At 25.5% G+C, this 15,192-nt stretch carries 9 protein-coding genes and 1 pseudogene; 9 read left to right on the top strand and 1 reads right to left on the bottom strand.

The genetic code is table 11. The annotated features are described in order from the left end of the window. Positions 1 to 25: 25 nt before the first annotated feature. The 9 genes and pseudogenes from cas13a to QU666_RS03065 all read left to right on the top strand — a co-directional run bounded on the left by cas13a (position 26) and on the right by QU666_RS03065 (position 14,149). Positions 26 to 3,531 (top strand): annotated as a pseudogene (cas13a, locus tag QU666_RS03105) (type VI-A CRISPR-associated RNA-guided ribonuclease Cas13a). A 725-nt stretch (positions 3,532 to 4,256) separates the two neighbouring features. Next, positions 4,257 to 7,127, top strand: a complete 2,871-nt coding sequence (locus QU666_RS03100; RefSeq protein ID WP_021768358.1) for a PD-(D/E)XK nuclease family protein — start codon at positions 4,257 to 4,259, stop codon at positions 7,125 to 7,127. Next, positions 7,117 to 10,287: an exodeoxyribonuclease V subunit beta gene (locus tag QU666_RS03095; protein ID WP_021768359.1), complete on the top strand. Its 3,171-nt coding sequence runs from the start codon at positions 7,117 to 7,119 to the stop codon at positions 10,285 to 10,287. The genes QU666_RS03100 and QU666_RS03095 overlap by 11 nt, the downstream gene beginning before the upstream one ends. Before the next feature lie 93 nt (positions 10,288 to 10,380). Further along, positions 10,381 to 11,301: a manganese-dependent inorganic pyrophosphatase gene (locus QU666_RS03090; protein WP_021768360.1), complete on the top strand. Its 921-nt coding sequence runs from the start codon at positions 10,381 to 10,383 to the stop codon at positions 11,299 to 11,301. Positions 11,302 to 11,333: 32 nt separating this feature from the next. After that, on the top strand, positions 11,334 to 11,693 hold the full coding sequence (locus tag QU666_RS03085; RefSeq protein WP_021768361.1) for a hypothetical protein: 360 nt from the start codon (positions 11,334 to 11,336) through the stop codon (positions 11,691 to 11,693). 85 nt (positions 11,694 to 11,778) lie between these two features. After that, complete coding sequence (locus QU666_RS03080; protein WP_021768362.1) at positions 11,779 to 12,414, top strand: peptidylprolyl isomerase; 636 nt, start codon at positions 11,779 to 11,781, stop codon at positions 12,412 to 12,414. 123 nt (positions 12,415 to 12,537) lie between these two features. Then, the gene (locus QU666_RS03075; protein WP_021768363.1) at positions 12,538 to 13,290 is read left to right on the top strand and encodes a bifunctional 2-polyprenyl-6-hydroxyphenol methylase/3-demethylubiquinol 3-O-methyltransferase UbiG; all 753 of its coding nucleotides are present in this window, start codon (positions 12,538 to 12,540) and stop codon (positions 13,288 to 13,290) included. A 46-nt stretch (positions 13,291 to 13,336) separates the two neighbouring features. Continuing rightward, entirely contained in the window at positions 13,337 to 13,705 is a 369-nt protein-coding gene (locus QU666_RS03070; RefSeq protein WP_021768364.1) for an AtpZ/AtpI family protein, read from the top strand. 42 nt (positions 13,706 to 13,747) lie between these two features. Then, positions 13,748 to 14,149 (top strand): hypothetical protein, encoded by a 402-nt coding sequence (locus QU666_RS03065; protein WP_036069928.1) that lies wholly within the window; start codon positions 13,748 to 13,750, stop codon positions 14,147 to 14,149. 6 nt (positions 14,150 to 14,155) lie between these two features. Here QU666_RS03065 and cbiB read toward each other — a convergent pair whose 3' ends face one another. Next, complete coding sequence (gene cbiB, locus QU666_RS03060; protein ID WP_021768366.1) at positions 14,156 to 15,160, bottom strand: adenosylcobinamide-phosphate synthase CbiB; 1,005 nt, start codon at positions 15,158 to 15,160, stop codon at positions 14,156 to 14,158. Positions 15,161 to 15,192 lie beyond the last annotated feature (32 nt).

The raw sequence follows: 15,192 nt of genomic DNA, 5'->3' as shown, positions 1-15,192 counted from the left end.
GAAAATATTAGGAGGTTTTTTGTATATGAAAATCACAAAAATTGATGGAATTTCACATAAAAAATATATTAAAGAAGGAAAATTGGTAAAAAGTACGAGTGAAGAAAATAAGACTGATGAAAGATTGTCAGAACTTTTAACTATAAGACTGGATACGTATATAAAAAATCCTAATAATGCAAGTGAAGAAGAAAATAGAATAAGAAGAGAAAATTTAAAAGAATTTTTTTCAAATAAAGTATTGTATTTAAAAGATGGTATTCTGTATTTAAAGGATAGGAGAGAAAAAAATCAATTACAGAATAAAAATTATTCTGAAGAAGATATTTCAGAATATGATTTAAAAAACAAAAATAATTTTTTGGTTTTAAAGAAAATACTGTTAAATGAAGATATAAATTCTGAAGAATTAGAAATATTTAGAAACGATTTTGAGAAAAAATTGGATAAGATAAATTCTTTAAAATATTCACTTGAAGAAAATAAAGCTAATTATCAAAAGATTAATGAAAATAATATAAAAAAGTTGAAGGAAAAAGCAAAAGAAACATTTTTTACAATTATTACAAAGACTCAGCAAAACGTAATGATTATATAAATAATATACAAGAAGCATTTGATAAATTATACAAAAAAGAAGATATTGAGAATTTATTTTTTTTAATAGAAAATTCAAAAAAACATGAAAAATATAAAATAAGGGAATGCTATCACAAAATAATTGGAAGAAAAAATGATAAAGAAAATTTTGCAACAATTATTTATGAAGAAATACAGAATGTAAATAATATGAAAGAATTAATTGAGAAAGTTCCAAATGTAAGCGAATTAAAAAAATCTCAAGTATTTTATAAATATTATTTGAATAAAGAGAAACTTAATGATGAAAATATAAAATATGTTTTTTGTCATTTTGTAGAAATTGAAATGAGTAAACTTCTGAAAAATTATGTGTATAAAAAACCAAGTAATATAAGTAATGATAAAGTGAAAAGAATATTTGAATATCAGAGTTTAAAAAAATTAATAGAAAATAAATTACTAAATAAATTGGATACTTATATAAGAAATTGTGGAAAATACAGTTTTTATTTACAGGATGGAGAAATTGCGACAAGTGATTTTATTGTTGGGAATAGACAAAATGAAGCATTCTTACGAAATATAATTGGGGTTTCTTCTGCTGCATATTTTTCATTGAGAAATATTCTTGAAACTGAAAATGAGAATGATATTACAGGCAAAATGAGAGGAAAGACTGTAAAAAATAAGAAGGGCGAAGAAAAATATATTTCTGGAGAAATTGATAAATTATATGATAATAATAAACAAAATGAAGTGAAAAAAAATTTAAAAATGTTCTATAGTTATGATTTTAATATGAATAGCAAAAAGGAAATTGAAGATTTTTTTTCAAATATTGATGAAGCTATTAGCAGTATTAGACATGGGATTGTGCATTTTAATTTGGAATTAGAAGGGAAAGATATATTTACATTTAAAAATATAGTTCCTTCTCAAATTTCAAAAAAAATGTTTCACGATGAAATAAATGAGAAAAAATTGAAATTGAAGATATTTAAGCAGTTAAATAGTGCAAATGTATTTAGATATTTGGAAAAATATAAAATATTAAATTATTTAAATAGAACACGATTTGAGTTTGTTAATAAAAATATTCCTTTTGTTCCATCGTTTACAAAATTGTATAGTAGAATAGATGATTTGAAAAATAGTTTATGTATTTATTGGAAAATTCCGAAAGCAAATGATAATAATAAAACTAAAGAAATTACAGATGCTCAGATATATCTTTTAAAAAATATTTATTATAGTGAATTTTTAAATTATTTTATGAGCAATAATGGGAATTTTTTTGAGATAATCAAAGAAATAATTGAGTTAAATAAAAATGATAAAAGAAATTTAAAAACTGGATTTTATAAACTGCAAAAATTTGAAAATCTTCAAGAAAAAACTCCTAAAGAATATCTTGCAAATATACAAAGCTTTTATATGATTGATGCTGGAAATAAGGATGAAGAGGAAAAAGACGCATATATTGACTTTATACAAAAAATATTTTTAAAAGGATTTATGACTTACTTAGCAAATAACGGAAGGTTAAGCCTTATGTACATTGGAAACGATGAGCAAATAAATACTTCTTTAGCAGAAAAAAAGCAAGAATTTGATAAATTCTTGAAAAAATATGAACAAAATAATAATATTAAAATTCCATATGAAATAAATGAATTTTTAAGAGAGATAAAATTAGGAAATATATTAAAATACACCGAAAGATTGAACATGTTTTATTTAATTTTAAAATTGCTTAATCATAAAGAATTGACTAATTTGAAGGGAAGTCTTGAAAAATATCAGAGTGCAAATAAAGAAGAAGCTTTTTCAGATCAACTTGAACTTATAAATCTTTTAAACTTAGATAATAATAGAGTAACAGAAGATTTTGAATTAGAAGCGGATGAAATTGGGAAGTTTTTAGATTTTAATGGAAATAAAGTAAAAGATAATAAAGAATTGAAGAAATTTGACACAAATAAAATATATTTTGATGGAGAAAATATTATAAAGCATAGAGCTTTTTATAATATAAAAAAATACGGGATGTTAAATTTACTTGAGAAAATATCTGATGAGGCAAAGTATAAAATAAGTATTGAAGAATTAAAAAATTACAGTAATAAAAAAAATGAAATAGAAAAAAATCATACAAACCAGGAAAATTTACATAGAAAATATGCAAGACCTAGAAAAGATGAAAAATTTAATGATGAAGATTATAAAAAATATGAGAAGGCAATCAGAAATATACAGCAATATACTCATTTGAAAAATAAAGTTGAATTTAATGAATTAAATTTATTGCAAAGTTTACTATTAAGAATACTTCATAGGCTTGTAGGATATACTTCAATTTGGGAAAGGGATCTAAGATTTAGATTAAAAGGTGAATTTCCTGAAAATCAGTATATTGAAGAAATATTTAATTTTAATAATAGCAAGAATGTAAAATATAAAAATGGACAGATTGTTGAAAAGTATATAAGTTTTTATAAAGAATTATATAAAGACGATACAGAAAAAATAAGTATCTATTCTGATAAAAAAGTAAAAGAATTAAAAAAAGAGAAAAAAGATTTGTATATAAGAAATTATATAGCACATTTTAACTATATTCCAAATGCTGAAATTTCACTTTTAGAAGTGCTGGAAAATCTAAGAAAACTGCTTTCTTATGACAGAAAACTTAAAAATGCAATTATGAAATCAATAGTGGATATATTGAAAGAATATGGTTTTGTGGTAACATTTAAGATAGAAAAAGATAAAAAGATAAGAATAGAAAGTTTAAAATCAGAAGAAGTTGTACATTTGAAAAAACTAAAACTAAAAGATAATGATAAAAAGAAAGAACCGATAAAAACCTATAGAAATTCAAAAGAATTGTGTGAACTTGTGAAAGTTATGTTTGAGTATAAAATGAAAGAAAAAAAATCTGAAAACTAAAAAATGTAAAGTAATTTAGTTCAAAAAAGAAAATCATATCTGGAGAAATAAGTATCAGAGAAAAAATCATAAGAAAAGAAGCAAAAATTTTGGAATATTAGTTTGCATTATCAAAAAAATATGATAAAATAAATTAACGGGGTAATCTAAATCGCTAGAGTGTGTCAGGGAACTATTAAAATACATTTAATTTTTTCAGGCACACTCTAAATAAACAAGTAAATAAAATATAAAATATTATCCCATAATTCGATGGGATTTAGAGTACCCCAAAAATGAAGGGGACTAAAACTGTAATTACTAGTATATTTAAAACTTTTTCCGATTTAGAGTACCCCAAAAATGAAGGGGACTAAAACAGTACTACTTCTTACAGTAAAGCAAGTTTTACGATTTAGAGTACCCCAAAAATGAAAAGTACTGAAATATATATAGGTTTCTAAATTTAATGTTGTCTAAGTTTGTTAACAAAATAAAAATATTGATTTTAATAAAGAGCTGTAAAGCTCTTTTTTGTTTATCTGTTCAACAAAAAATTTTTTAAACAAGTACTTTCCACTTATTTAATAAGTGTTACAATAGTTTTGTAATTTAGAAGTTGCACAATAAAAACAGATATAGAAATTGATTTTTTAACGTTTTAGATGATTTTGGTATACTTTTACAATTTTTTAGAAAAAATGTTATAATAATAATAAATCTTCAATTTAAGGAGAAAGAATATTATGAAAATTACTTATAAAGGGATTGGCTCTGATTTAAAGAATATATTGTTTGAAGAGTTTGAAAAAAATGAGAAGACACTTTTTGTATTTGAAAATTCGGCTTCGTTTTTTGAGATAAAAAGGGAATTTTTACAGAATGAGGAAATACAGCAGAAATTGGGAATTTTTCAGAATTTTAAGATGATGAATAGTTATGATTTTTATGAGAATGTCTTTGTTACTGATAAAATTGTGGTAAAAGAGGAAAAGCAGGTTGTGCTGTTTTACAATGCTTTGACTGAGAAGCTGAAAAGGGATATGAAGGTTAATAATTATTATGATATTATTGATGTTGCCTATAATTACTACAATTTATTTGCAGAATTGCAGGAATATAAGATTGATTTGGAAAAAATTGAGCTGGAGAAATGGCAAGTTGAAACTTTTGGAACTTTGGTTGAGATTGATAATGAGATGAAAAAAGTTGTGCAGCAGAAAGGGCTTATTTTGCCGTATATGCTTAGAAATGTGGAAAATATTTCGGACAATTTTTTGAATAAATTTTCTAAAATTTGCTTTGTGAATAAAGTTAAAATTACTCCATTTGAAAAGGAGTTAATTGGAGAAATTGAAAATAGAGGGATTGCTGTAGAAAATATTTTGCAGCTTTCGGAAAATGATTTTAATGAGGAAAAGTTGAAAATAAAGGACGGTTTTTCATTGCCCGCAAGAGAGATTTTTGAGTCAAAAAATATAAATGTGGAAATTCATGAATTTAGCAGTAAATTTGGAGAATTACTGGGATTAGTGAAAAAATTAGAACAAGTTGAGAAGGATAGCAAAAAAGCAAGTAAGAAAAATGAAGATACGAGAGAAAATTATAGAATTTTTGAGGCTGAGGAAAATTCTGAAGAGGTCAAAAGTGACTATCAGCTTTTAAAACAGAAAAAAATTTCTTCAAATTTAGAAATAACTATGAAAGATACGAAAATATACAAAATACTGAATTTAATTTACAATTTGCTAGACAATCTGAGGGAAATTGACAGAAAAGACAAGGAAAAATTGTTTCTGTTTAGAACGAAAGATTTTTATGACGCATACAAATCTAATGATTTACTTAATATTTTTAATTTGAAAGAAAGCTATCAGATTTTTCAAGATTTGGTTTCAAAAGATTATAAATACATTTCACGAGAGGAATTGGAACGAATTAATCAAGAAGATTTGAAAAAATTGGAAAAAGAAACCCAAAAAGCGAAATTTAAAGAAATTTATAAGCAAAGAATGACTGCTATCAGTAAAATTATTGAATTTGTCAAAGAGCTGGAAAAGATTTATGAATACACGACATTGGCGGAATATAGCGATTATTTGGAAAAAATCTATCTAAATAATGAAAGGAAAGTAAAAGAAGATAAAAATGTTAAAGATAAATACTTTGAGGCTTTATCCGAAATGCTCGTGTTAGAAGATTTCAGCTTTGATAATTTGTGGGATAAATTTTTTAGTCAAAATATTTCAGCTAATTTATTAAAATTATTTTTGAAATATTTGGATAAAAAATCGATTGGACTGAATTTGGAGGACAGTGCAGAAGAAGATTTGGAAAACAGATTTGCAATAAACTCATTTGAAAATATTTCAGAAACAACGAAGGAAAATATAATTATTTTAAATTTACAGGATTCATTTCCAAAAATAAAAATGAATAATTTTTTATTCTCAAAAATTCAACGTGCCAAAATGGGACTTCCAACAAGCGATGACAAAAAATTGATTGAAATGTTTAAAATTTATCAAAATATACTAAGTGCAAAAAATGTATATTTAGCCTATATTAAAGACTTGGAAAACAATATTGATTCAGCAAGTGTTATCGAGGAATTGAAACTGAAGTATGGAATTGGAGTTATAAAAGGTGAAATAAGCGAGGCTGAAGAACTTTATTTTGTAAAAAAATATTTTTTAAAGGATAAAAGAGAAAAATGGGAAAAAAGGGAAATTGGAGATTTTATTCCGTCAAAACTGGAAAAAGATCTTAATAAAATAAAAAATGAAAAATTGAAATTGGGGTATTATTCATTTCAAGAAATGAGAGATTGTGAGTACGGATATTATCTGAAAAAATCGATTGGAGAGCAAGAAGTTGAAGAAATTGAAGATGAAATAAATGTTAAAATATTTGGAACAATAATTCACTCTTTTTATGAAAATGTCGTTATGAAAAACAAAGAAGACTTGGAGAATAAAACTTTCAAAATTGATAGAAACCAGCTGGCAGAAATTTTGGAAAAAGTGCTAAATTCATTTGATTATAAAGTTCCTAAAGAATATTTGGAGTTTTATAAAAAAGTGTCGTTTGAGGAAATTTTAAAATCAGCAGAAAAATATTTTGATGAATTAATTAAGAAACTAGAAACAGAAAATGATATTGAAATTTACTTTGAGGAAAGAATAAAATTATCTTCAGAAAAAGAACTGTTTGAAAATGTGTCTATTAATGGAGTTACAGATTTGCATATAAAAACGAGTAATAAAAATTACTTATTTGATTATAAGTCAGGGAAATTGAGAGATGGACAAAAGGGTTATAAAACTGATAAAGTTTATAAAGCAATGGAACAGCTGGATTATTATTCATTAATGCTAGAAAATGACAATAATGAAAATATTGAAAAAATTATTGTAGATACTTGGGAAGGTAAGTTAGTGCCAGACGAGAGATCGGATGATAAAATACTAACTTCAAAAGATGTTGAAGATGTGATTTATAAATATCGAAATGAAGAATTTTATGATTTAGGTAATATCAAAAACCAAAAAAATTATCTTTACAAAGAATACATAAATATTTGTAGAGGGGAGGATGAATTAAGCGATGATGAATAATATAATTTTGAAAGCTAGTGCAGGAACTGGGAAAACATACAGACTATCACTAGAGTTTATAGCTAATCTGGTACGAGGTGTTAATTACAAAAACATAGTTGTAATGACTTTTACAAAAAAAGCTACAGCTGAAATTAAAGAGAGAATTTTTGATTTTTTATATCAAATCGCTTTTGATAAAGGAAATGGAGCAGAATTAGAAAAAAATTTAAAAGAAATTTATAAATTTAATAATTTGAATAAAAAAGAATTACAAAATATTTATTTTGAAATGATAAAAAATAAAGAGGACATTCGGATTTCTACCATTGACCGTTTTACTAACCAAATCTTTAAAAATGCGATAGCACCGTATTTTAATATTTACAATTATGAGATTTTTGAGAAGGAAACAGATGAATTTTATTCAAAAGTTTTGATAAAAATAATTGAAAATGAAGAAATTTTTCAAAAATTCAAATTTATTTTTGATGAAAAAAAAGAGAAAAAAAATATCGCAGTCTATATAAAAATTATTGAAGAAATATTGGAAATGCATCCAAAATTTGTTTTGGCAGGGGACTTAACTAAAATAGAAGAAAATACAGAAAAAGTATCGTATAATTTTTTAAATAGTTTAGATGATATTGTAGAAACATTAGAAGAAGCCTCTAATAAAAAAGAAAGTAAAAGCATCTATAAAAAAGAATATGAAACTTTTTTTCTTGAATATACAAAAGTTTTAAAAAATCAAGAGTTTAATGAAAATAAAAAATTAAAAGAAAAATTAGAATTGGTTCAACAAAATAAAGATCTATTAATAATGATTAAAGAGGATGAGACATATTGGAAAAAGGCGGTTGTAAACGATACTAAAAAAATAGATATGTCAGCAGAGAGAGAAAGTGTTGAAAAAAGTAAAGAGCAACTTAAAGAAAGATTATCTAAATACATCTATTTGACAGAAGTACTGCCATTAGACAAAAAATTAAAAACTATCGCTCAAATCATATTTAATATTGCTCAAAAAATCAAAATTTCTTCAAAAAGATTTACTTACAACGATATTTTGGTGTACACATATGAATTTATTTTCAATAAAGAACTAAAATTTGTGGAAAATGATAAAGTTACAGAAGAATTTCTTGAATTAATCGGCGGGAAAATAGACACAATCATGATTGATGAATTTCAAGATACGAGCATTTTGCAGTGGAAAATTTTGAAATTAATGATGAATACTTCAGAAAATATTATTTGTGTTGGTGATGAAAAACAGAGCATTTATAATTGGCGTGGTGGAGAAAAGGAATTATTTGAAAAATTAGAAACAATGATTCAAGGAAATATTCAAACTCTGGATAAATCGTATAGAAGTTACAAGCAAATTATCGAGAATGTTAATAAAATATTTAATGGCTATGATTCTAATTGGAATTATACAGATTCTGGCTATAGGGAAGATGAAGAGTATCAAAGAGGATATTTTGGATATTTTATTCAAGATACAAAGGAAGACAAAGAAAAAATTTATACAAAAATTATTGACATGATAAAAGATGGTCAAATAAAAAATCTGGGAAAGAGTGCAATTATCTGTCGTAAAAATATTCATTTAAAAGAAATTGCGACAGCGTTGAATGAGGCAAAAATTCCGTATACACTTGAAAGTAAGGCAACTATTTTGGAGTACAAGCCTATTGTTCCAATGTATCAACTAATTAAATTTTTTGCATTTGATAATTTTAAATATTTGTTGGAATTTGTGAGAAGTGACTTAGTTGGTGGATTAAATAGCCATGTAAAATATCTGCTAGAAAATAAAAATGAGATTATGAAGTATATTGCCGGAAATTCTAAAATAAATAGCTTTGAAGAGTTTATTAATATTCAAAAAGATGATGAGATAAAAGAAAAACTTTTAGAATATAAAAAAATTAATACTTTAGAAAGAAATGGACTAATTTTTGAGGAAATTATCAATAAAATTAAGGATTTGAAAGTCTTGTCAATAAACTTGAATGATAAATATCAAAAAGAAAATTTTTCAAGAAAACTTGTTGAGAAATTTGAAATAACAAAATTTTATTCAACAAACAGTGATTTGAAAAACATTTTTATATTTTTTAACATTTTGAAAAAATACAGTAATTTATATGAATTTATAACATTTGCCGAAGAAGAAAAGGAAAATTTGAAACAGGTTAGCAGCAAGGATATAAATGCGATAAATTTGCTGACGATTCATGCTTCAAAAGGATTAGAATTTGATACGGTATTTTATTATAAAAGAGAAACAAATAAGGGGCGTACCGATAAAGATAATTTTAAAAGCTATTTAGATTTTGATGAAAAATTTAATATTGTAAAAAAATTTATTGTGCTGTTTACAGATTATAATAAAAAAATGTTTGAGAATGAATTGAGTGAAATGAGAGATAATAATTCTCAAAAAGAAATTATGGAAGAAATTAACAATGATTATGTTGCATTGACTCGTGCTAAAAAAAATCTGATATTATTGTTTGACGCTGAAATAACAAAAGACAAACGATATGCTGATTCTTTAGTGAAAAGAGTGATTGATGTTTATGAAGATGAAAACAGATATGAAATAGGTGAAATTGTAGAATCGGAAATTCCTGAAGAAACAACAGATACTTCAGATGTAAAAGTGAGCAATAATTTATTTGAAACGTATTTTGATGATGATAAATTTGTTGTAAAAAAATCTTCAAATACATTGGAAAATGAGTTTAAACGTAAAAAAGGGCTTGCAATGCACTACTACTTTGAACATATTTCAAATAATCTGGAAAATGATAAATTAATTGCAAAATCTGCACTTTTGAGCCGATATGGAAATATGCTTGGGAAAAAGATTGTAGAAGAATTAATTGTCAGAATGGAAAAATTCATTGAAAAAAATAGCGATATTTATGATGAGAAATACAAAGTTTATACAGAATTTGAAATTTATGATTCTGAAGGGAAAAAACGTATCATTGATAGAATTAACATTGATGAAAATAACAAGAAAATCTATATTTATGATTATAAGACTGGATTTGAGCCTGAAACAAATGAGAAATATCAGGAACAGATTAATGAATATAGGGATATTTTAAGCAAAAAAGTTTCGGCAGATTATGAAATTGATGTTCAATTGTTAGAAGTTTAAAGTGATTTTTGAAAAAAACGGATTTTTCTATTTCAAAAATAAGATTAATAGGTTATAATAATATGAAATGATTAAAATTTAGGAGGAAAAAATATGTCAATATTAGTTTTTGGACACAAAAATCCAGATACAGATACAATTTGTTCGGCAATTGCTTATGCGGAACTGAAAAATAAATTAGGAAAAGATGTTAAATCTGTAAGACTTGGGGAAATTAATGAGGAAACTAAGTATGCCTTGAACTATTTTAAAGTTGAAAAGCCTGAATTAGTGGAAAATGTGGCTGGAAAAGAAATAATTCTGGTGGATCATAATGAAAGAACTCAAACTGCTGAAGGATTTGAAGAAGCAAAAGTTCTGGAACTAATTGATCATCACAGAATTTCAAACTTTAATGTGGATGAGCCGTTGTATGCAAGATTAGAGCCTGTTGGATGTACTGCGACAATTATCTTAAAATTATTTAAGGAAAATAATCTTGTACCAAGCAAGGAAACAGCAGGACTTATGTTAAGTGCGATTATTTCAGATACATTGCTTTTCAAATCGCCAACTTGTACAGAATGTGATGTGAAGGCTGGTAAGGAACTGGCTGAAATCGCTGGAGTAAATGCGGATGAGTATGGTCTTGAAATGTTGAAGGCTGGAACTGCTCTTGGAGATAAATCTGAAGCAGAACTGTTAAATATGGATATGAAAATCTTTGAAATTGATGGTTCAAAAATTGGTGTTGCACAAGTTAATACTGTAAATGAAGCAGAAGTTTTGGAAAGAAAAGAAAAATTACTTGCTGAAATTGATAATATTATTACAAAAGAAGGATTAAAATTCTTTATGTTTGCAATTACAAATATTTTATCAAATGATTCTGTGGCTCTAGTTTCAGGAGATGGAAATGATATTATTGAAAAAGCATTTGGAGAAAAAGTCGACAGCAACTTAGTAACTTTGAAAGGTGTTGTTTCAAGAAAGAAACAAATTATTCCGCCATTGACAAAAGCAATTCAAGGGTAAATTTATAAAAATAAAAAATAAGGATTTGAAAAATGGCAATAGTAAAATTTAAGAAAAGAGAAGAATTAAAAATATTATTTGCAATAAAACTGCCTCCAATAATTTCTGAACTTTATAAGGAAGTTAGAAGTAAAAAGACAGCGAATGAAATAATAAGAAATTCTCTTAACATGAAAAAAAATCGTGTAATTAACACACTAGAGCTTGTGGATGGCTTTGGAAACCAATTTTCTGTACTTGTTATTTATGATAATATTATGGAAGAAAAGGAGCTTTTAAAATACAATATGGAAATTGAAGATATTGATTTTAGAATTCTGGAATTTGATTTTAATGGCAAAATGGAAATTGAAGAAATGATAATGCACGTAAAACGATTATACAATAAATAGTTATATAATTCGGCACAATTTATTTAAGTAATGAGTTTTTATATTTTGACTAAAATTATAACTTAATGTAAAGCGAGGAATGTTTATGAAGAAAAAAATGGTAATATTGGTTAGTATTTTGATGTTGTTAATGGCAGCTATTGTAAATGCTAAAGAAAAAAAATCAAAAGAAGAAAAAAAATTTGAAAAGGCAATGCAAGGTTTTCAATTGGAAGCAGTAATAAAAACAACAAAAGGAGAGATTTCATTTTATCTATATCCTGAAGCTGCTCCTAAAAACGTTGCAAGCTTTGTATTTTTAGCAAAAAATGATTTCTACAATGGATTAACTTTCTTTAGAGTTGTTCCAAATGCACTTGTTCAAGGTGGGGATCCTTCTGGAAATGGAACCGGTACGGCTGGGTATTTTCTATCAGATGAATTTACAAAGTGGCTTACTTTCGATGTTGAAGGAATATTGGCAATGGCAAATTCAGGTCCAAATACAAACAGCAGCCAGTTTTTTATAACTATGCAAGCAATGCCAAACTTAAATGGAAAACATACAATTATCGGTGGAACAAAAAACCGTGAAGATTTAAGTATATTAAGAACTTTACGACAAGATGATAAAATATTAAACATCGACATTAAAGGAAAAAAAGTTGATAAATTTCTGGATTATTTCCCAGAAGAAGTTATTGAATGGGAATCTAAACTACAAAAACCTGAAAATAAGTAAGCAAAAAAACTCTCAATTTATGGTTGGGAGTTTTTCTTTTTTTGTATTACTTGTAAAACTTGTAAACTTAGTTCACAACTCCCAGTAAAAATGATATAATATTACATAACTTAAATTAAAGAAATGAGGAAACCAATGCATAAGGAATTTGCCGAAATTTATGATATTTTTATGAAACATGTAGATTACGATAAATGGTATGAATTTTTGAAAATGTTTATTAAAAAAAAAGGAACTGTCTTGGATTTGGGATGTGGAACTGGAGAATTTTTATGGCGGTTCTTGAAAGATGGATTTTCTGTAGTTGGAGTAGATTTATCCAAAAAAATGTTGGAAATATCTGAAAAAAAATTATTAAGAAATAATTTAGTAAATAATTACAAATTAGTAAAAGAAAATATTATAAATTATGATAATATAAATAAAAAGAATGAAATTAAACAAGTTGATTATATTATTTGTAATTTTGACACAGTAAATTATTTAAAAAATGAAAAAGAATTTTTAAAATTTATTGAAAAATGTACCCAAAATTTGAAAAAAGATGGATATTTGATTTTTGATGCTGTGACGGAGGATATTTTTGAAGAAATATTTGAAGATGATATTTTTCTAGACGAAGAGCCGGAATATACAAGTATTTGGCGACATGAGCAATTAAGTAAAAATAAACATTTGATCGAAATTGATTTATTTATCCGTGAGAATGAAAATGATAATTTATTTAGAAAATATAACGAAGTTCAGCATAAATTTATTTATGAGCCTGAGTGGATTGTGGAAACTGTTCAAAATAATGGTTTTGAAATATTTGATACTGCTTCTAATCCTGAATTTGGAGAAAGTAGAATATTTTTTGTACTAAAAAAATTGTAATTATCGTTAAATCAAATTGATAAAAATTTAAAAAGGAAGTAATTTTATGGAACTTGAAAAGGAAAAGGAAAAAGAAACTTTAGAAAATGAAATAACTGAAGAAGACAAAATTGCACAACTAGAAGAAGAAAAGCGAAAACAGAGACTTTTTGAAATAGAAAAGAAGTTGGGTAGACATAACAACGAAAAAGAATTACAAAATAGAAGAAACAATAAATTAATGAAGTATTTTGCACTTGCAACAAATATGGTTTATATTCTAGCATTACCGATATTGCTTATGTTAGGATTTTATTTGCTTTTGAAAAAATATTTTTTTAAAACCGATCAACCACTTGTTTTAATTATTTTCTTAATAATCGGAGCTATTTCTGGATACTGGTCGCTTATAAAACAAGTAAATAACATAAAATAACTAAAAATTTCAAAAATGATTTTAGAAAGGGAAAAAAGAAAAATGTTTGAAAAGATGCCAGAAGAAATAAAAAAAGCATACATCATTTCTATTTTTACAATGATACTACTTTCTATTTTAGGAATAATTTTTAACTGTGTCGAGCTTTATTTTGGGTACTTGATTGGTGCCATAATTTCTACTATAAATATAAATTTACTTGTGACTGGAGTACACAACATTTTATATTTTCAAGACAAGGGAAAATTGCGTGGAAATTTTGAATATTTGAAAAGAATGATAATATTTTGTGTGGGAATGTTTATTGTTGGAAAAGTAAGCCAGAAATATTTTGAAAATCATGTTTTAACAAATATTCTGGCAACTGGAATTGGAGCATTAAATTTTAAAATTTCATATTTTTTATATCATTGGACTAAAAAATTATTTATACAAAAAAAATAATTTACTTTAAAACAGCATATTTACAAAAAAATATGTTACAAAATATGCAACTGAATTAAAAACACCATTAAACATACCGTTTATAAGTAAATGTATTATAGAAAAACAGAATATCGCTACAAAACTTGTAACATACATCAATAATATATTTTTTTTAATATCTTCTAATCTAAATTCCTTTATCTTATCTCCTATTGTGGGCTTTTCCACTTCTTTCCCAAAATATGAAACTTTTCCACCAAACTGAACTCCCAATGCTCCCGCTACTGCACTTTCTGAATGTCCTGAATTTGGACTCGCGTGATTTTTTCTATCTCTTTTAAATATTTTCCATGCATTTTTGTAATTATATCTTAAAATATAGCTTGCTACTGTTATAAAAATTCCTGAAATTCTCGCTGGAATGAAGTTTACCACATCATCTAATTTTGCCGAAAATGTACCAAATTTTGCATATTTCTCATTTTTATATCCAACCATTGAATCAAGTGTATTTATTGCCTTATAGGCCATTGCAAGTGGAAGTCCACCTACAAACATATAAAACATCGGTGCAATCACGCCATCCACCATATTTTCCGAAATAGTTTCCATTGTACTTCTAATAATCATAACTTTATCCATCTTTTCAGTATCTCTTGAAACCAAATAAGACAATTTTTCCCTTGCCACTTTCAGATTTCCTAATTTTAAAATCTTATAAACCCTTTTTCCTTCACGAGCCAATGATTTTACTGAAAATATCGTATACATCAAATAAATTTCAAAAATCTGCAGAACTTTTACAATTTTTGTTAATTTGACAAATCCGTACATTACTAAAAATGTACTTATAACTACTAAAATACCTAAAACTGCTCCACCAACAAAGCTTCCCTTTTTCCCATATAATTTTTTCTCTAAAAATGTAATCATTTTACCAATAATCTGGACTGGATGTGTAATTTTTTCTGGATCTCCAAAAATCAAGTCCAAAATAAATGCAATCCATATTTTTATTAAAAAATTCATTATTATCTCCTATTTTATTTAAAATTATTTTT

It is taken from the genome of Leptotrichia sp. HMT-225, from assembly GCF_030644325.1.
GTDB classification, from domain to species: Bacteria; Fusobacteriota; Fusobacteriia; order Fusobacteriales; family Leptotrichiaceae; genus Leptotrichia; species Leptotrichia massiliensis.
Note: the sequence above shows the minus strand (reverse complement) of the source record. Positions and strands in the feature narration are given on the sequence as shown.

Excerpts from the sequence above, each read along its gene's own strand:
- cbiB (WP_021768366.1), bottom strand. The coding sequence starts at position 15,160 with ATGAATTTTTTAATAAAAATATGGATTGCATTTATTTTGGACTTGATT.
- QU666_RS03070 (WP_021768364.1), top strand. The coding sequence starts at position 13,337 with ATGGAACTTGAAAAGGAAAAGGAAAAAGAAACTTTAGAAAATGAAATA.
- QU666_RS03075 (WP_021768363.1), top strand. The coding sequence starts at position 12,538 with ATGAGGAAACCAATGCATAAGGAATTTGCCGAAATTTATGATATTTTT.
- QU666_RS03095 (WP_021768359.1), top strand. The coding sequence starts at position 7,117 with ATGATGAATAATATAATTTTGAAAGCTAGTGCAGGAACTGGGAAAACA.
- QU666_RS03090 (WP_021768360.1), top strand. The coding sequence starts at position 10,381 with ATGTCAATATTAGTTTTTGGACACAAAAATCCAGATACAGATACAATT.
- QU666_RS03080 (WP_021768362.1), top strand. The coding sequence starts at position 11,779 with ATGAAGAAAAAAATGGTAATATTGGTTAGTATTTTGATGTTGTTAATG.
- QU666_RS03085 (WP_021768361.1), top strand. The coding sequence starts at position 11,334 with ATGGCAATAGTAAAATTTAAGAAAAGAGAAGAATTAAAAATATTATTT.
- QU666_RS03100 (WP_021768358.1), top strand. The coding sequence starts at position 4,257 with ATGAAAATTACTTATAAAGGGATTGGCTCTGATTTAAAGAATATATTG.
- QU666_RS03065 (WP_036069928.1), top strand. The coding sequence starts at position 13,748 with ATGTTTGAAAAGATGCCAGAAGAAATAAAAAAAGCATACATCATTTCT.